15 protein-coding genes are annotated in these 18,482 nt (G+C 42.3%); 7 read left to right on the top strand and 8 right to left on the bottom strand.

Annotation, left to right across the window (positions count from 1 at the left end; translation table 11 throughout):
• Window position 1 precedes the first annotated feature (1 nt).
• Both LZF95_RS01425 and LZF95_RS01420 read right to left on the bottom strand, forming a co-directional pair.
• Window positions 2-3,295, bottom strand: a complete 3,294-nt coding sequence (locus tag LZF95_RS01425) for a biopolymer transporter Tol (RefSeq protein ID WP_233753206.1) — start codon at window positions 3,293-3,295, stop codon at window positions 2-4.
• Between the two features lie 21 nt (window positions 3,296-3,316).
• Window positions 3,317-4,363, bottom strand: coding sequence for an FAD-binding oxidoreductase (locus LZF95_RS01420; RefSeq protein WP_233753205.1), 1,047 nt, complete (start codon window positions 4,361-4,363; stop codon window positions 3,317-3,319).
• A 56-nt stretch (window positions 4,364-4,419) separates the two neighbouring features.
• Between LZF95_RS01420 and LZF95_RS01415 the strand changes: the two genes are divergently transcribed.
• From LZF95_RS01415 to LZF95_RS01395, 5 genes are read left to right on the top strand one after another with little or no spacing between them, the layout of a single operon-like run.
• Entirely contained in the window at window positions 4,420-5,073 is a 654-nt protein-coding gene (locus LZF95_RS01415; RefSeq protein WP_233753204.1) for an MBL fold metallo-hydrolase, read from the top strand.
• Window positions 5,070-5,759 carry a CDP-diacylglycerol--serine O-phosphatidyltransferase gene (gene pssA / locus LZF95_RS01410; RefSeq protein WP_233753203.1) on the top strand — a complete coding sequence of 230 codons (690 nt, stop codon included), beginning with the start codon at window positions 5,070-5,072 and terminating at the stop codon, window positions 5,757-5,759. The genes LZF95_RS01415 and pssA overlap by 4 nt, the downstream gene beginning before the upstream one ends.
• Window positions 5,759-9,010: a type IX secretion system sortase PorU gene (porU, locus tag LZF95_RS01405; protein WP_233753202.1), complete on the top strand. Its 3,252-nt coding sequence runs from the start codon at window positions 5,759-5,761 to the stop codon at window positions 9,008-9,010. The genes pssA and porU overlap by 1 nt, the downstream gene beginning before the upstream one ends.
• On the top strand, window positions 9,007-10,227 hold the full coding sequence (gene porV, locus LZF95_RS01400) for a type IX secretion system outer membrane channel protein PorV (RefSeq protein ID WP_233753201.1): 1,221 nt from the start codon (window positions 9,007-9,009) through the stop codon (window positions 10,225-10,227). Before porU ends, porV begins: the two co-directional genes overlap by 4 nt.
• Window positions 10,227-11,498: a pitrilysin family protein gene (locus tag LZF95_RS01395; RefSeq protein ID WP_233753200.1), complete on the top strand. Its 1,272-nt coding sequence runs from the start codon at window positions 10,227-10,229 to the stop codon at window positions 11,496-11,498. The genes porV and LZF95_RS01395 overlap by 1 nt, the downstream gene beginning before the upstream one ends.
• On the opposite strand, the gene LZF95_RS01390 is transcribed toward LZF95_RS01395, so the two are convergent.
• From LZF95_RS01390 to LZF95_RS01380, 3 genes are read right to left on the bottom strand one after another with little or no spacing between them, the layout of a single operon-like run.
• Window positions 11,499-12,449 (bottom strand): glycosyltransferase family A protein, encoded by a 951-nt coding sequence (locus LZF95_RS01390; RefSeq protein WP_233753199.1) that lies wholly within the window; start codon window positions 12,447-12,449, stop codon window positions 11,499-11,501.
• 1 nt (window position 12,450) lies between these two features.
• Window positions 12,451-13,380 carry a hypothetical protein gene (locus LZF95_RS01385; protein ID WP_233753198.1) on the bottom strand — a complete coding sequence of 310 codons (930 nt, stop codon included), beginning with the start codon at window positions 13,378-13,380 and terminating at the stop codon, window positions 12,451-12,453.
• Complete coding sequence (locus tag LZF95_RS01380; protein WP_233753197.1) at window positions 13,352-13,777, bottom strand: FdtA/QdtA family cupin domain-containing protein; 426 nt, start codon at window positions 13,775-13,777, stop codon at window positions 13,352-13,354. The genes LZF95_RS01385 and LZF95_RS01380 overlap by 29 nt, the downstream gene beginning before the upstream one ends.
• A 104-nt stretch (window positions 13,778-13,881) precedes the next feature.
• Here LZF95_RS01380 and LZF95_RS01375 point away from each other — a divergent pair, with 104 nt between their 5' ends.
• Window positions 13,882-14,508 carry a YigZ family protein gene (locus LZF95_RS01375; protein ID WP_233753196.1) on the top strand — a complete coding sequence of 209 codons (627 nt, stop codon included), beginning with the start codon at window positions 13,882-13,884 and terminating at the stop codon, window positions 14,506-14,508.
• Window positions 14,509-14,620: 112 nt separating this feature from the next.
• Here LZF95_RS01375 and LZF95_RS01370 read toward each other — a convergent pair whose 3' ends face one another.
• The 3 genes from LZF95_RS01370 to LZF95_RS01360 are packed head-to-tail and all read right to left on the bottom strand — an operon-like array spanning window position 14,621 to window position 17,857.
• Window positions 14,621-15,220, bottom strand: a complete 600-nt coding sequence (locus LZF95_RS01370) for a 3'-5' exonuclease (RefSeq protein ID WP_233753195.1) — start codon at window positions 15,218-15,220, stop codon at window positions 14,621-14,623.
• Entirely contained in the window at window positions 15,217-16,680 is a 1,464-nt protein-coding gene (gene nhaC / locus LZF95_RS01365; RefSeq protein WP_233753194.1) for a Na+/H+ antiporter NhaC, read from the bottom strand. The genes LZF95_RS01370 and nhaC overlap by 4 nt, the downstream gene beginning before the upstream one ends.
• A 49-nt stretch (window positions 16,681-16,729) precedes the next feature.
• Window positions 16,730-17,857 carry an FAD-binding oxidoreductase gene (locus tag LZF95_RS01360; RefSeq protein WP_233753193.1) on the bottom strand — a complete coding sequence of 376 codons (1,128 nt, stop codon included), beginning with the start codon at window positions 17,855-17,857 and terminating at the stop codon, window positions 16,730-16,732.
• A gap of 75 nt (window positions 17,858-17,932) precedes the next feature.
• On the opposite strand from LZF95_RS01360, the gene LZF95_RS01355 reads away from it, so the two are divergent.
• Window positions 17,933-18,412, top strand: a complete 480-nt coding sequence (locus LZF95_RS01355) for a DUF962 domain-containing protein (protein ID WP_233753192.1) — start codon at window positions 17,933-17,935, stop codon at window positions 18,410-18,412.
• The last annotated feature ends 70 nt before the right edge of the window (window positions 18,413-18,482 follow it).

Here is an 18,482-nt window from a genome sequence, read left to right as displayed (position 1 = left end):
GTTAGAAATTGAAGCCTAAAGTTACATAGAACTTTAAGTCTTCTGCTTCATAATTTCGTATGGGTCTTGCCACATCAAACTTCACGTAATAATTAAGCAAAACTGTACGCAAACCAGCGCCATAACTCTGGAGCCAAGGATTGTTGAAATTATTTAATGTAATGGTGAAGGGTGATCCCCCGGTGTTAATCACTTCAGTATTTTGATCGTTTATACGTTCCCATGGAGCCGAGTCATTCCATGCCGAACCAATATCATAAAACCCGACAATTTGGAAATTCCTGATAAAATTTGAGGTGATATTGCCCCTGGTGAGATATGAAAAGACCGGCACTCGTAACTCAGCGGTAAAAGTCACCATATTCCTACCTCTGATTTCATCATAGTCATATCCTCTCAAATCGACAAAATCAGCAAATAAAACATTGGAATTCTCCACTCCCGATGGATTTCTGATAGGAGAAGATTCCGGTCTGTTGGTCGGAGGGTTGTAAAATTCATTAAACAACCAATTATCCATTCCGCCTAACATATAAGTCTGCGGATTATTCCCCATGAATGAACCAGCGTACAACCTTCCAGCCAGCACTATATTCTTGTGAATGGCGTAATACTCCCTCAGATCAAGGAAAAAGTTACCAAAAGATCGGTCATTATGCTTGAATGAATGATACTGCGTATATCCTACTTTGGCCTTGAATCCTGACTGGGAATACAATCCCAGAGATTGGGTGCGGTCATACACGAATTCAGCTCTACCTCCTATATAATTAACGTCAAACCGATTCTGCTCTGGCACTTGCCCATATATCAGAGAATCGGGATTCAAATTGAAATACTGCGTTTTGGCAACGAATGGTGTTAGAGACACTCTTGCATTGGCGTTGAGCGGATAAGAAAATCCTGCTTCCACCTTTGTCAATACGTATTTTTGGTAAGTGACATCCCCCTGCTCTATTCGGACAGTTCTCCGGTCAAATCTACCCTTAAAATCAACTCTGCTTTTCAAATACTCATACTCAAAGAAAATATCTCCCCCGGATCTGAAGTCAAGCGTGGTCATAACCCCACCATGGAAGACATGATTATCCAACAAATCAGTCATTTTTCCGGTAAGACCTATTCCAAATCCCCTCAGCGGATCTACCACAAAACGGGTATTGATATTGTTGATGAAAAACTGTGGCTCCATCTGGCTTGGGCCTGTAACTCTTTTTTTCAAACTCTCTTTTCTGAATGTCTCCAATAGATTTGTTTTGGCCTCGGCTGCTGAAGCCGCAGGGGATTCCAAACTTGAAGGTAGGGTATCAAAGGAATAATTGTCAGTATTAATCCCTCTCCTATTTTCAAAACTTAACCGTTTAAGATCTATAGAGGATGTTGGGTTTTTGGAAATTGTATCAATAGGTGTGAGATCCTGCTGATCAGGAAAAATAGTGTTCTCGGCAGGATTAGGTGAATTTTCTTTTGCCTCCTTTTCTTCCGTCATCCGTCGGGCAGCAAGTCTTTCATTCAGGCTTTTCGCCTGCTCAAGTTGTATCCTGGGAGTACTTGGGGTGAATTGGTCTGCATTTGAGAATCCCTCCACCACCAGGTAGCTTTCTCTTCCATCCCGAACAGAATAAGCAATCCGATTCATTCTGGAATTGACATCATATGCTTCCACACTTTTATTATAGGCTGATATCTGGTTAGAGACCTGGTTCCCTATACTCATTCTCATCAGATTGTTGATACCACTGAGATCGCTTAAGTAAACGATCGAGTTACTATTCACCCTTCTCGGCAGGATGTTCTTACTATTGGAATTGGTCAGCTGCTTTGTGATCACCGTATCGGTCACCTGCACCATATACAGGTTATAGTAGTTTGGCAAGGAGTTCAGTTCAAGATTTTTACCCATCAGGGAATCAGGGAGATCCGTCTGATTAGAACTGTAAATAATCGTAGAATCATTTAAAAACATCGGAGTTAACTCGTCAAAGGAATCATTTGTCAGCCTTCTTCCTGCTCCTCTGGCATTCAGGGTATAGATATCAGATTTCCCATTTGAAATTGCGGAAAGCACCATGTTTCTACCAGTGCTATTGAAGTCCAAACTTAAAATCTGGGTGATATTCCTAAGGAAAATCTTGTCCTGGTTGGACCCGTCCAGCGACCGGAGCCTCAGTGTGGTAAACCCTCTCTTAAACGAGGCGATGGCAATGTTGGCGGAATCTCTCCATGCAATAACCGGGGATTTAAAGTTAGCTTGCTGATCCTGCAAAGAAGTCCCTCCGGCAAATATCGTCTGCTCCCGGCCAGTGCTTACTTCCCTCACCTGAACCTTATATTTACCTCCATTATTGATCACATAGGCCAGATTCAACCCATCTGGACTGAATTTGACATCATTAATCGCCCCAATGAATTTCGGGGAAGTATAGGCTACCGCTGCACTTTTGTCAGGCTCCTTAAAAGTGGAAGATACTTGCTTATTCACATTCAGATAATATTGCTTCCAGTCTTCTATAAAGGTTTTAAAATTCAACCCCACTGTATTTGCAATACTGTTTTCTTCATTTCTATTGATGCGGGACAGGTTTAGCACACTGGATACATATCTTCTTCCATATCTTTCGGCAATGTAATTCCAGACAGATTGCCCCACCAAGGCAGCTTCTCTTTCTTTCAACTTGAAGATTTTCGGGGTTTCGTCTTCTTGGAAATAATGCCGTACATAATCATCCATTTCCCTACTCCATCCTTTGGCCAAGTACAAGGCTATCCCATCCACATACCACTCCGGAAAACTATTCGTCAGATTGGACTGGAATGCATCTGACACGGAAGATCCATACAGCATTTCCTCAATAATCACCTTCGCCGTACCATAGATCAAGTCTTCTTTGAACAAATCCACTTCCCCTTTATAGGAAATTTCTGCCAGCAGCCTGTTAAAATTAGTCTGTCCTTGCTCATTGTACTCTTCCTTGTTGAGATTTACGTTGCTCTGGAGCAGTTCTTCGGGAGAATTATAGATATAAATTTTAGGCTTGGTATAAGCCACATAGCCAATCATCTGGGTAAGCCGGTTAAACTCCCCTTCCAAAAAATCTATGGCCATCTTGGCGTTAGCTCCGCCCCGGTCATAATAATAAACCTCAAAATTATTTGAGGAATAGAAATACCATTCAAACTGCTTGTGCTGGATTCTGTTTTTCCCAAAACGCTCTTGGTCAAACTGAGCTAGGGCAAAAAACGAATTTAACCATAGCCCTGCAAAAACTAAAATCCGGAAAAGATGATATCGCATTCGATTTTCTGAAAGATGTCTTTAAATATAATTAAAATACCGAGCTATGTCCACTTCCTTATCAATAGCCTTTTTATTTAAAAGGAAACCTAGCATTTGTTCGCTAAAATAAGGGATTAGTGAAACACCTTTGGCCCCAAAACCATTGAATATGTAAACGCCTTCTTCGATAGGATGTTTCCCTAAAAAAGGCTTTCTATCTCTAGTCGCAGGTCTTACCCCCGTCTTATGGCTGATAATTTCCCGAACCGGCAGCTGAACCAAATCTGTAAGTCTTTCCAATATTTCTTTTTTGGCCTCATTTGTGGGACCTTGATCCAAATCATGTTTGGTATAGGTAGCCCCTACTCTATGCACTGATTCTTTCAAATGTATTCTAAATACTCCCCTATTCACAATGTAATCTGGTGTAAACCCCTGCCTCACTTCCAATATTTCCCCTTTCACTGGGGAAAAAGGCAAAAAACCGAAAAACCTGGAATTTATTGCTCCCAAACCGTTGCAATAGATAACTGATTTGGCCTTCAAGTGTTTGTAGTGCCAGAGTTCTGACTCACGGTAAAGCAAATGTTCATCAAAGCGCTCCAAAATCAATTCTTCTTGAAAATACGATATCATCGCGTCAAGTAGATTGTTGATATGAAGCCAACCTGAGCTGCGTAGCATAATACCCCCATAAGGATCCTTGAGAAAATCAGACTGGCTTTCACCATATATTCTTTCCAAATACGCTTCACAACTGGGATCAGCACTATGCCCCATCCATTCGTTTTGTTCTTCTATGGTGAGAAAAGGACGATAAATTGCCTTTTCGGTAAGGAACTTACTATCGGTAAGCCGCTCCAACCCTCTATAAAACGGTTTAATTTCCGGAAAAAGCATATCAGCCTTCCAGGTTTTTACCATCTTCCTACCGGTCACAGGATTGAAAAGTCCGGCTGCTACTCTACTTGAGTTGTTAGCCTCTGGCTGATCAATTATCCTTATGCTTTTACCTGCCTGCTTAAGGCGATAAGCCATCGCAGTCCCGGCGAGACCTCGACCAATTAGCAAAAAATCGATTTCCATAGCCCAAAATAAAGGTTTAATTCCTTATTTTGTCACATTACACCGAGACATTTCCCATGCTGCATATTAAGTCTTTTACTTTCAACCCATTTCAGGAAAACACCTATGTGCTATATGATGAGAAAGGCGATGCTGTACTGATAGATCCAGGATGTTTTGATCTGGCCGAACGCAAGGAGCTGCTGGATTTTGTGAGTGATAAGAAAATCCGGGTTACCCAACTGCTCAACACCCATTGTCATATAGACCATGTTTTGGGAAACGCTTGGGCAAAAAAAACATTTGGAGTACCGCTTCTGATTCATAGAGAGGAAGAGGCCGTGCTGAAAGCAGTGGAAGCATATGCTCCCAATTACGGCTTTGTCGGATATGAAACGAGCGAAGCAGATGGCTTTCTGTCAGAGGGAGAAGAGATTAATGTCGGAAGTGAAGTCCTGCAAATTCTCTTTGTACCGGGGCATGCTCCGGGCCACGTGGTTTTTTACCATAAAGAATCCCAACAGTGCATAGCAGGTGACACATTATTCCGAGGCAGCATTGGGCGCACAGACCTTCCGGGAGGCAACCATAATTTACTTCTTAGCAAGATCAAATCGGTTCTTTTTACGTTACCGGAAGAAACGGTATTATACCCCGGGCATGGTCCAGAAACCACCATATCTTTCGAGAAACTCCACAACCCATTTGTGGGTAAAAACGCAAGACGTTGAAAATCAAATCCCATATCCCTAATACTATCACACTGCTTAACTTACTTTCCGGGGTGGTTGGTATCATATGGGTCCTCGATGGAAATATTCTATCTGGGGCTTACTTTATTATTTTAGCCGCGGTTTTTGACTTTTTTGATGGGTTTGCGGCAAGGTTGCTAAATGTACAAGGTGAAATAGGAAAACAGCTGGACTCACTGGCAGATCTGATTTCATTTGGAGTCCTTCCAGGGATGATTCTGTTTCAAATGGCCAAGGCGAACAATGGAATAGAATGGCTTTCCTACCTTACACTGATAATCCCGGTCTTTTCTGCCGTGCGGCTTGCAAAGTTCAATATCGACACCCGCCAAAGCGATAGATTCATCGGCTTACCTACTCCAGCAAACGCATTGTTTATCAGCACATTGCCTTATTTCGCTATTAAATGGTCATCCACAGGGGTATGGCTGACTTCTACTTTATTTCTTGTGGGCATAGCGTGGATTTTCGCGATTTTATTGGTGGCCGAGTTACCGCTCATCGCCTTGAAATTCAAATCTTATTCCTTTGCGGCGAACAAGTTCAGGTATGCTCTTTTGGCAACAGGGTTAATCCTCATTTTATCATTAGGATTGGCAGGAATCCCACTTGTGATTGTTGCTTATTTAGGATTGTCAATAATTGAAAACCGAATCAATACGTAATGAAGTCCCTGGCCAGACTTCTGTTTTATATAATTACCAATCTTATCTTGATTGCTTCGGCATGTGCCCAAAACCCATTTTACAAGTTTAAAGTCCCAAATGAAGGTGTATATAAAATAAGCACTAAACAAGCAAAAGAGTTAGGGGCTTCCTCACTGGGCGAATTGACAATATATGGAAATCCGGGCATGCTTCCTCAGTTGGTAGATAGTAACAATTTGGAATTGCAGGAAATCCCAGGCCTGGAAAAAAACGGTTTTTTGTACTTTTATCTCCCTCCATCCGATTCGTACTCTCATTCAGTTAATCAAACTGTATTTTCCCCTAACCAATTCACTGATTCCCTAAGTTTTTTGATAGGATTCTCATCCAATCCAAAAGGGGTGCAAACAATAACTGCACAGCCAGGACCTGAATCCCCGACAATACTTTATGAATGGAAATGGCTCAAAGAAGAAGAAAACAATATTTTAAATTCAGGTCGGACATGGTATTCTAGAGCAGTAGCTCCCGGAGTGACCAGAGGGTACGCTTTCCCCCTATCCACTGACACAAACGCAGCCTGGAAAGTATCCGCTGTGGTCATGGGAAGATCAGTTTCCGAGTCCACCATTAACCTCTCCGTAGATGACCTGACGGTTGCTGAAAGTATAATCCAAGGTGTGCCTGCTAATACCTATGGAGTCAAAGGTTTTGAAAGTTATGTAGAGGGGGAATTTTTCCCGGCAAACCAAAAAACAGACAGGCTCAGAATCAGCTACATGTCCCCAGATCCAAATGCCAGAGGATATTTTCACTATATAGGAATAGGGGTGCCACATATCAGCTCATCCTTGGATAAAGGTGTATATACGACTAACCAAACTCTCCCACTATCCATAAGCACCTTACCTGGATTATCCATCTGGGAAGTCAGCGATGTATTCCTGCCAATAGCATTTGATTTGACTTCGGACACCGGCGTATCCGGACAGAAATTTATTGTTTTCAAGGAAGAAGAGACTATGGAAATATCTGAATTTGAAACCGCAGATCTTTCCTTAAGAACAACATCTTCTTGGCCAGAACTGCTGATAGTCACCCATGAGTCACTGAAATCTTCAGCAGAAAGACTAAGCACTCATAAATTTGGTATGGGTGTCTATACTGAGGTAGCTTACTTAAATGAGATCTACGATGCTTTTGGATATGGCAATCCAGATTTGACAGCTATCCGGAATTTCCTTGCTTGGCACTATCACCGTGGAGGGAAACTAAAAAATGTCTTGATCCTGGGAAAAGGTACTTTTGACTATAAAGGCATTTTAGGCGGGCGTCCAAGCCTTGTGCCTATTTACACCAGCAGAAACAGTCTAAACCCATTGACGACTTTCAGTTCGGATGATTATTTATCTTTACTCGACTATGGGCAAGGTGAGTGGGATGAAAACCGTAAGGACGATGAATTGTTGCAAATCGGAGTGGGAAGATTGCCTGTCATTACGCCTGAGGAAGCCCGGGTAGCTGTGGATAAAATCATCAAGTATGAAAGCAGTCCAGTCCACGGCGAATGGAAAAAAACGGTGACTTTTTTTGCCGATGACGGAGACAACAACATTCATGTAAGGGATTCTGAGTCCCTCTCTTCCTTTTTAACCAATACTTACAAAGAATACAAACAGGAGAAGCTGTATCTGGACAGGTACGAGCAGCGGAGAGACGGAGATAGACAGTCTTCTCCACAAGCCAAAACCGCCTTGGAGGAGGTACTTGAGCGTGGCACTTTATTGCTCAACTACGTAGGACATGGCAACGAGACCACACTCACTGCTGAGGAGGTTTTCCTTGCTTCAGATATATCCAACTGGGCAAACCAGGATCAATTAGCCCTTTGGGTTACAGCCACCTGTGAATTTGGCAGGCATGACAGCCCATTGATCCGGTCTGCTGCCGAAGAGCTTCTGATAGCCCCTAACAAAGGAGCTATCGGCCTTCTAACGACAGGTAGGCCGGTTTTTAGCAGTGTTAATTTTTCTCTGAATGAAGCTTTTATTAAGGAAGTGTTCAAACCGGAAAATGGACAGTACCAAGATCTGGGCAGTATCTTCAGAAACACCAAAAACCAAAGCCAAAACGGGGTACTTAACCGAAATTTCAGCTTGCTGGCTGATCCCAGTATGAGGCTTGCTTCCGCTGAATTTGATATAAATATCACCTCTCTGAAATCTCCTCGGAACCAAGTAACCCTAGATACACTTTCAGCACTCCAGGAAGTGATGTATGAAGCAGAGGTACTTAACCCAGCTTCAGGGGGAATTGCAACGGATTTTAATGGAACATACACCATAGAATTGCGGGACAAGGCAGCCATGAGCAAAACCCTGGGAGACGAAAGTAGTGCCGTCGAGTTCCCAGAAGAAAAAAACATCCTTTTTAAGGGTGCAGGTGAGATAGTATCCGGGATGATCAAAGGCAAAATGATCATCCCTAAAAATATAAATCCCGATTTTGGTGAAGGAAGAATACGGGTCATCGGTGAAAGTCAAGAAAACAGATGGGAAGCCTACGGAATGAAGATATCTACTGTTGGCGGTATATCCGATCATATTCCACAAGACTCCGAAGGCCCCGTTATTTCTGCTATTTTTGGAGGGGAATCCACCCCCCCCTATAAATTCCCTTCTACTACGATTATTATGGAAGCCTCTTTGACTGATTCCAGTGGGATAAATATCTCGGGAATTCTACCCGAAGAGAACTTAACTGTACAAGTAAACGGGCATGACCCCATAGTTATAAATGAATTCTTCAAATCGGAAAACAATACATTTATAGCTGGAAAAGTGATGTTTGAACTAAGGCAATTAAAAGAAGGGAGGAATTTGGTAACTATCCGGGCTTGGGATATATTAGGAAACGGAAGTGATTTCACCCAAGAAATATGGGTAGAAGGAAGCGGGCGTCTTCAAATATTAAATCATAAGACATACCCCAATCCTGCGCATATTGTAAGTCACTTTGAGGTTGAACACAATCAGACTGGAGAAAATCTGAATCTTACGCTTGCCGTTTACCAAACAGACGGAAAGATACTATTTTCGGAAAGCAGGCGTTTAGTGAAAGCTAATGCCCGAATTGGGGATTTGTCATGGTTTTTTTTACAAAACCAAACCAAATATCCAGCAAAAGGAACTTATATTTACAAAATAACGCTTCAGTCAGAGCTTGATAATTCTACTGATACGGTGAGCGGATTAATCGTGATTCAATGAAAAAAATAGCCTCTAGAAATAGGAAAAACGTACTCATTGCAGTTTTTACCCTGGCTACTTTAACTGTGCAAGCTCAGAACAGCATAATTATATCCGGTCAGGATCCTGATCGTAGAGTGATCACCACCGCCGTACCCTTTTTGAATTTTGCTCCTGACTCAAGGCACTCCGGCATGGGAGATGTGGGCGTGGCACTCTCCCCTGACGCAAATTCAGCCCATTGGAATGCAGGGCAACTTGCCTTTATAGAAGATCAGATGGGGTTTTCGCTTTCCTATTCACCTTGGCTGGGAAAGCTTGTCAATGACATGTCTTTGAGTTACCTAACGGGATTTTTTAGGATTGATGAAGTCTCGGCCTTTGGATTTGACTTGAGATATTTCAATATGGGGAATATCCAGCTTACAGATGGAAGAGGAAATCCGCTCGGTGAATTCAACCCTAGAGATATAGCTATTGGCGGAACCTATTCCAGAAAACTTTCAACATATCTAGGACTGGGTATCTCCGCTCGGTTTATCTACTCCAATCTATCAGGAAATATATCTTCCGTAGGAGGCAGTGAGGCAAAACCCGGTATCAGTGTAGGTACTGATGTGGGGCTTTTCTATTCAAAACCTGTATTTGCCGGGGCAAAGGACGCAAACTTCTCATGGGGAGTCAGTATATCCAACATTGGCCCCAAAATAACATATAATTCCGCAGATGATCTGGATTACATCCCGACCAATTTAAAGGTAGGCACAGCCTACTCTATTGATTTGGATCCCGTAAACACCCTTACGTTTGCCTTGGATCTCAACAAGCTATTGGTACCAACGCCACCAATCTACAAAACGAATGAAGACGGCACCTTAGAGACTGACGAGAATGGCAACCTTATTATTGAACCAGGTAACGGAAAAGATCCAAACCGCCCATTAATATCCGGTATGTTCGGCTCCTTTGGTGATGCTCCGGGCGGGTTTTCGGAGGAAATGCAAGAAATAATGGTTTCGTTCGGTGTAGAATACATCTATAATGATCTGTTGGCTCTTCGAACAGGGTATTTCTATGAAAACAAAAACAAAGGAGGCAGAAAGTATTTCACCATGGGAGTAGGCTTTGACCATAAGCGGTTCGGATTTGACTTTTCCTATTTGGTTCCACAAAAGCAAAACCACCCATTGGCCGAGACCCTCAGGTTCACACTGATGTATAATATCCCCAACGAATAATGATTTTAGACAGGTCAAAAGCTCCAGAATTTAAAATTCCTGAAGATTTTGAACTTTTACCTCCCCTGGAACGCACCCTTTCCAATGGATCTAAGTTCTTCTATATACCCACACCTGGCTTGAATGCAGTCAAAATTGAGGTGATGGGAAAAGGCAGGCGCACATCTCTTCCCTTAGTCCAAACGCTGGTCCCGATGTTTACTTTGCAAATGTTACATGAAGGCACCAAGCAGAAAACTGCTCGTGAACTAGCGGAGTTCTTTGATTTCTATGCCACCCAGGTTTATTCAAACCCCTCCTTTTCCCATGAAGGACTGGGGCTTCTTTCTACAAAGAAACATATTTTCACTGTTCTGGACGTGTTTTTATCCATGTTTAGCGAAGCTACATTTCCCCCGGAAATGCTGGAAAAAAGAAAATCGCTGATGAAATTAAGCATCCAGGTAGAACACGAGAAAACCGCATCTAGGGCAAACCAGGTTTTCAAAAAATGTCTATTTGGAGCCACTCACCCCTATGGAGTCATAGTCCAAGAAACACATGTGGATGCCGTGTCCAGAGACCTCCTACTTGATTACTACAACCATATGCTATGGCAGGATTTGGAGGTTTTCGTGGTGGGGGATTTTGATTCCCAGGAACTTGACCGATTGCTCAGTCTATTCGGCCAGCTACCTAATCGGATCCCCACGGACTCTGTGTTGTTACCAAATATAGATACCCTTTTGGCAGTTAAGGAACCCAAGGAAAAATCTGTACAGAGCAGCGTTAGAATTGGTCATTGTTCTGTTTCCAAAAAACACGAGGATTTTATACCTCTAACGGTATTCAACACCATTTTAGGAGGATATTTTGGCTCTAGGCTTATAAAAAACATAAGAGAAGACAAAGGACATACCTACGGGATTTATTCCGCACTTGCGGAAGTCATTGATTCCAATTATTGGGTAATAGCTGCAGATGTGCAAAAGGCTTATTACCCTGAGGTAATCAAGGAAATTTATCATGAAATAAGACTATTGACTGAAGAGGAAATCAGCTCTGATGAATTGGAAGTAGTGAGAAACTATCTGATAGGAAAGATGCTGATGCAGTTCAGTACGCCTTTTGATCTGCTAGACGGGTTTCAAGCCGTGCATCGATCAGGGTTGGCATTAGATTATTATTCCCAAAAACTGGCTTATTTGAAGACATTCTCTGCCGAGGACATTCTGACTATAGGACGGAAATACTTTTCCAATCCTCCTTTTATAGAAGTAGTGGTGGGATGATCAGGTAAATCTGGCATACAACCAGGACATATCCACCTTCAGAAGAAGCCAACATTTATAGAAAAAAAACTCAAATCCATTCATTTTCAACTTCTTGCCCAACTCAACAAATCCTTTTGCAACTTCAAAATTAGCTGACCAAACCGCATGCTTGAGTTCATATAAAATGCGCACTTTCAAAGCAAGATTTTCCCTTTGGGAAGTATTCATGCTGGCTATTTTCCAGCAAACTTTCAGTGTACTTGGCAACATTTTGGATCTATAGACCTGGTACTGGCCCGCAGAAAGGGAATCGCCATGCTTCCTCTTCACTACTCCCACATGTCCTGAAAAAACTACCGGATTGTTTTTTGCAAGGCGCAACTGTATATCAAAATCTTCATAGGAAAGTGTGGCGTCATACCCTCCGTTTTCTTTGAGAATAGCAGTCCTGAACACTACAGAGGGCGCACATATATAATTCTTCCTGATTAGGGTCTCATAGAGTTCCCCATTTTGAATTATCTTCTCTATTTCCTTGTATTGCCCTGGCCGATAAAAGGAAGACGGGTCACCCGATTCCTCCAAAATAGTCGCATCAGAAAATAAAAACGCTGCATCAGGCTCTTTCTTCAATTTTTTGACTGACAAAAAAAGGTGATGTGGGTACAGAAAATCATCACCTGATAAATCTACCACATATTCGGTCTCCACTTGAGCCAACAACTCATTGAATAGCTGACAATAAGATTCAGACTTGCTTTTATAAATAACTGAAACAGGGAGCTTCTCGGCATTATTTCCCACCCAATTTTCGATGATTTTTGCAGACTGGTCACTACTGCCATTGTCCACGACTATCAGTCTCCTATTTTCATATTCCTGGAACAATACACTCACCAATGCCTTTTCGATCCACTTTTCGTGGTTAAAAGCAATACAGATTACGGTGACAGCGTCGGCAATATACATTTCAGATGGTTTTTATCCACGTGACTTTGTTGGAGACGTCATTTGAGAAACGAGACTTAAAGAACATCAGGCTATGATTGGCCACGGCTATCAGATCTGAGGAACCTAAATCGATGAAATTCACTTTCTGTTCCACAGCTACCTTAAACAAGTCATTAAGCATTAGTTCACCTCCATTCTTCACATTCACCTGAGGATTGAGTGCCGATAAATAGTAGTATATGGAATCACTCGTGAGTTTGACCCCAAGACAGTATCCGATGTCCTCTCCATTATTGGCAAGCGATGTAAGAAAATATCGATCCGGGTATTCCGAAACCTGCCGGACCAACCTATCCTCATCTACAGTGATTTCATAGCCTTTTCTCATGTTCCATTCCCTGATGCTCTTTAAAAACTTAAAGTTGGAGATATTGGAATGACTGATCCTCAAACCTACCTCCCTGCTTTTGGACTGAAGCCTAGCTGTTTCTTTCTGCAGCTGTTTCTTAATCTTTTTTCTACCTATGAAGAAATGATGACTTACTAGTTTTTTCTGGACGAAACCACTTTTAAACAATAAGTAATTTATCAAATCACTCTGAATTTCATATGGTTTAGGGGCTTGTGTGATAGTAACCGACCGGATCCCTCTATGGCCCAGTTCTTCTAAAACCGCTGAAATAAACGCTTCTATTGAAGACGAACTTAAGGTTTCCATTATCCAAAACCCGCCAAATGGAGATTCAGGAAGAGAAACCGCCTCACCGGATTCAGAGATTGCGAAAGATATGACTGCCTTGCACTTTTGGCTTTTTTCCCAGATAAAATCCAGCTGCTCCTGATAGGCTTCGCAGAGAAAATTGCTCAAAAAATAATCCCTTGTTGCCCTCCAGGCAGGAATCACCCGAAGATTATGGGGCTCATTTATAACTTTCTTGAAGTTTTTCAAAATAATCAAAGTCTCTGATGTAGTCATCTTCCGAAAATACCCGATCCGACATTCCCAGCAACACCGCCTCCGGGGAAAACCTAGCCACCAGCCAGTTTAACGGAGGAATAAACAATGCTTGTTCTGGAGAAGTTAGATCAAACTTAAAAACCTGAGCCTGCACAGAATGCACTTCCAACTGAAGTGATCCTGAAAGAGCCACCAAAACCTGTGACTCCCGTCTATGGGCATGATTGCCTCGTGTCTCTCCTTCCTTCACCTGCGAGATCCAAAAACATCGCTGAATTCCATTGGGAAAAAGATCCAGATCCTCCCAAAAATGAATGTTTCCAGATGCATTACTAGTGCCTGGGATGGTAAAAACAAATGGGGATTGTGCGACAAGAGATCCAGACATCATCAGATTTTTTCTTCTAGTTAAAATTAAGGTTTTTCAGATGGATATTCTGTTACCCATCTGTTATTTTTCTAATTTCGCTGCTCATCAATGCCAAGCAAAACATGTCGGACTTCAGGAATGGTTCAACATTTGAGGATACTTATTTTACAATTTCCCATACCAGCGAGGGACTCTTCAAGGATAGAGGCAGCAAATTCTATTATTTTGCATTTCCTGTAAGCAATGAAGAAGAGATCAAAGAACACTTAACCGAACTTAGGAAAAAGTATTTTGATGCCAGACATCATTGTTTTGCATGGATGCTGGGTATAGACGGGAATCATTTTAGGGCAAACGATGACGGGGAACCCAACCATTCAGCGGGAGACCCGATCTTGGGACAGATCCGGTCTAGTAATCTGACAGACATCCTTATAGTAGTCGTCCGGTACTTTGGTGGGATCAAATTGGGGATCAGTGGATTGATCCATGCTTATAAGACCTCAGCGGCTTTGGCTATTGAAGAAAATGAAATCATAGAGAAATATGTGACTTCTTCAGTTCAGCTTGTTTTTCCCTATGTCGCATTAAATGAGGTCATGAAATTAATAAAATCCCACAACTTAAAGATTCTGACTCAGGAGATGGCGATGGACTGCCAAATGCACATAGAATTCAGAAAAGGTATTGAACAGTTGGTCATTCATGCACTGCAGGAAATCGAAGGGTTGGAATTCAAAGTTATCTAATCGGGACTTCCTGAAATGCTATAAAACCTTTCGCATGAAAAATACAAAATGAAAGCTTTTAATCTATATCTGGCGTTTCTCAACAGGCCTTAACCAGTGTATTCCAAGGTACTTATTTGAACAACTCATCCAAATACCCCTCACTCTTTAGTTTTTTGAAAATTTCCAGACATCCCCAAGCATCTGTGGCAGCATAGCGCTGTTGCTTTATGGTTAGTGTTTCTGCTTCCCAATTAGAGACTTGCTCCGACTTAGAAATCCGAATCCCCAGCACCATAGCACATAGATTCCTTACGCCTATGTTAACAAAACCCACACGCTTCAATTCGTCATTTAGGTCAAAAAAAGAATTGGGGTAAAAAGAATCCGTAAGCTTTGCCAGTCCTTTGATGTCATCATGCACCGCTGCCCCTATTTTCACAATACTCTCTTTTTCCAAAATATTGCGGATAGGATCAGGAAAACCAATCTCATTGAGCCGAAAAAGAAAGGCCTGGGTAGAAGTAGAAAGCTGCAGCAAGGAAACCTGATTAATCACTCCTTTCCGAAAAGCAGGTTTGGTCTCCGTATCAAAGCCGATGAAGAGTTGCTGGGCAAGAAAACCAGCCACTTCTTCAACATCCTCAACTTTATCTATTAAAAACATCTCTCCCTCAAACTGTCCCAGCGGAAGGGCGTTCACTTCTTCTTTTGTAATCTTAAATGGTATCATGCCAGATTTTCTTCTTCTACTTCATCGTAATAAGTGATCCCAATTTTGAAATATCCATATAAAATGGTCATAAAGGGACTGATAATATTGAAAAAACAATAGGGGGCATAAACCAATGTGGCAACCCCTAAAACAGAAGCTTGTGTAGCTCCACAGGTATTCCAAGGCACCAAAACTGAAGTCACAGTACCCGAATCTTCCAATGTCCTACTCAGGTTTTCAGGAGCCAAGCCCCTTTTCTTATAAACATCTGCATACATTCTCCCAGGCACCAAAATAGCAAGGTACTGGTCAGAGGTAGTGATGTTAAAGAAAACACAGGTAGCCACCGTAGAAGCAATAAGTGCCCCTATGCTATGTACTTTCTTGATAATAGCTTGGGCAAGTACTTCCAGCATGCGGCTTTCTTCCATAATACCTCCAAAAACCATAGCGGCAATGATGAGCCATATCGTATTCATCATCCCTCCCATACCGCTGGTCACGAGCAGTTCATTGACTACATCATTGGTAGTGCTGACACTTATTTCCCCGTAGAGGGACATCATCACTGCCTTAAAGCTCTGATAAGCATACGATGCATCCTCATCAGCGATCAGACGGATGATTTCGGGTTGGAAAATGACTGCGAATACCCCTCCCAATATAGCACCGGTGAGAAGTGCTGGTATGGCGGACACTTTTCGGACTATCATTACTATTACCAATGCCGGTACAATGAACAGCCATCCTGTCACATTGAATTTTTGCATGATCACACCTGAAATTTCCTGTACATCATTTAGCGTACCATTTACATCATAGTTCAATCCTACCACCACAAAAATAACAAGTGTAATAGTAATGGATGGAACAGTGGTCCTGGCCATATAGCGGATATGGGTAAACAAATCCGTGCCGGCCATAGCGGGGGCCAGATTAGTGGTGTCAGACAAAGGGGACATCTTATCCCCAAAATATGCCCCCGAAATAATCGCTCCCGCAATAATACCCTCCTCGAAGCCTAGTGCCTTCCCTATCCCCAGCAAGGCAACCCCTACAGTGGCTACGGTAGTCCAGCTACTGCCCGTGGCTATGGAAACGATGGCACTCACAATACAAGCCGCAACCAAAAAAATGATGGGGTTCAAAATCTGCAGACCATAATATATCATAGCAGGTACGATCCCGCTGAGCAGCCAAGTACCCGCAAGAGCCCCGATCAAAAAAAGAATCAATATACTTGACATTGCCGCACTGATGCTTTTGAGTATTCCCTCCTGCAGCGTTTCCCACTTATATCCTAGGCGGAATATGGCTATCAATGCCGCAACCATTGATGAAAGTATGAGTACAATCTGGTTAGATCCAGACAGGCCATCTGTTCCAAAAACCTGGATATTCAGCACTAATAAGACTATCAAAAAAACCAGCGGAATCAGTGCATCAGTGACTTTCGGCATACGGGTAAAACCTTGCATTAATTGGGGTTTGGTGATTTAAGAATCTGAATCTAACAAAAAAAATCAATTACATACTGGACAATAGCTCAGAAAGCTCCTGTCCTACCTGCCATCCTATTGCCACACCCATTCCACCAAGTCGAACCCCCACCGCAGTTTTACCTCCTACTTGTCGGATTATAGGGGATTTTATTCCGCCAAAAGCCATAATTCCAGTCCATTCTGTCTCCCAAACCACTTTTTTATCCGGAAAGATCACTTCAGCCGCAAGCTGTGCCAAGTGTGATTTTATTTTAGTATTGACGACAAATTCAGTGCTTTCCTCATTTTTAAAATCCTTATTTCTGGCACCTCCAAGTAGAAGTCTTCCCTCCACCTGTCGGAAATAGACATATCCTTCATCCATGTGGAATGTTCCTTGCCAAGGTATAGGGAAACCCAATGGTCTAGATAATAGAATCAAGCCTCTGCCCGGCTGAATAGCAATATGTGGCAATAGATTTTTGGTAAAGGCATTGGTACAAATAGCAATTTTCTCAGATCTAAATCCCAAAATCACTTTACCTCCTCCATCCTCCGCCAAAACTGTGCCCTCGTTATGCCTAATTTCCTTAACCGTAACGCCAGTAAGTATCCTTATTTGCAATTGCTGGGCTAATATCCAAAGTGAGGCCATGTATTTACCAGGATCCAGTTCCCCCTCAAATTTATTTTTTACAATCCATTTTATCTGATTAGAAAACCCCATTGATCCGGTTCCTTTTAAAAGAGAAAAAACATCTTCTTTGAAAATTGGACTGAGAAGGTCATTTACAGTATCCATCTGATTTAGAGCCTCCTCCTGGGATCCCTCCAATAGTTCATACCCAAAGGATTGCGAAAAACCGAGCTCTGAGTCACCGAAATGCGTTCGTATTGAGTTCAAGCCCTGATACCTCCTCTCAACCAAAGCGACTACTTCCTCCTCTGCCATGGATTTGAGATCACTCAATATTTCCGTAAGGCTGCCGAAGCAGGCAAAACCCGCATTTTTAGTACTGCCCCCCGAAGGAAACACCCCCTGCTCCAACACCAGCACATTAGCTTTCGGGTGCTTTTTCTTATAATGGATCGCCGTGGAAAGCCCCACAAAGCCAGATCCCACCACAATTAATTCGTAATCGAAAAAGTGTTTTTTCTCCCAATAACTGAACATTTCTGATTTTAGAAAAAAGAATTAAAATAGATTTAGTATTTTGAATAAATCTAAGCGATATAATCCCAAAATACCATGAAAAAAATTGACGCGTTATTCCATGAATACGGGCTGAGTCATCAAAACATGACAAATAAGCTCATACACTGGTTCTGTGTTCCAGCTATTTTCTTCAGTATTGTTGGGCTGATATTCTGTATTCCACCCGGCCCGCTTCCGGAGTTGATGCCGTTTTTGGGGAATTTTGCCAATTGGGCCACCATAGTTCTGGCCTTGGTTTTGATTTATTACCTCATGCTTTCAATTCCGCTCACGCTAGGGATGTTTCTTTTCTCAGCGCTCTGTTTATCAGTGGCCAATTTCGTGGATTTAATTTTTCCCGGCAAGCTCTGGATGATAAGTCTGGGTATATTTATCCTGTCCTGGATTTTACAGTTTTACGGCCACCAGATTGAAGGCAAAAAGCCCACCTTCTTGCGCGACCTTCAGTTTCTCCTAATAGGGCCCGCATGGCTGATGCACTTTATCTATAAAAAGTGGGGGTTTGCCTATTAATTTGGGGTTTAATTATTAAATAATCCCCTTACCATTCAGTTCATGTTTTGTGGGGAAGTACAAGTTCCTG

Source organism: Algoriphagus sp. AGSA1, assembly GCF_021390545.1.
GTDB lineage: Bacteria > Bacteroidota > Bacteroidia > Cytophagales > Cyclobacteriaceae > Algoriphagus.
This window is presented reverse-complemented; position numbering and strand designations above follow the sequence as displayed.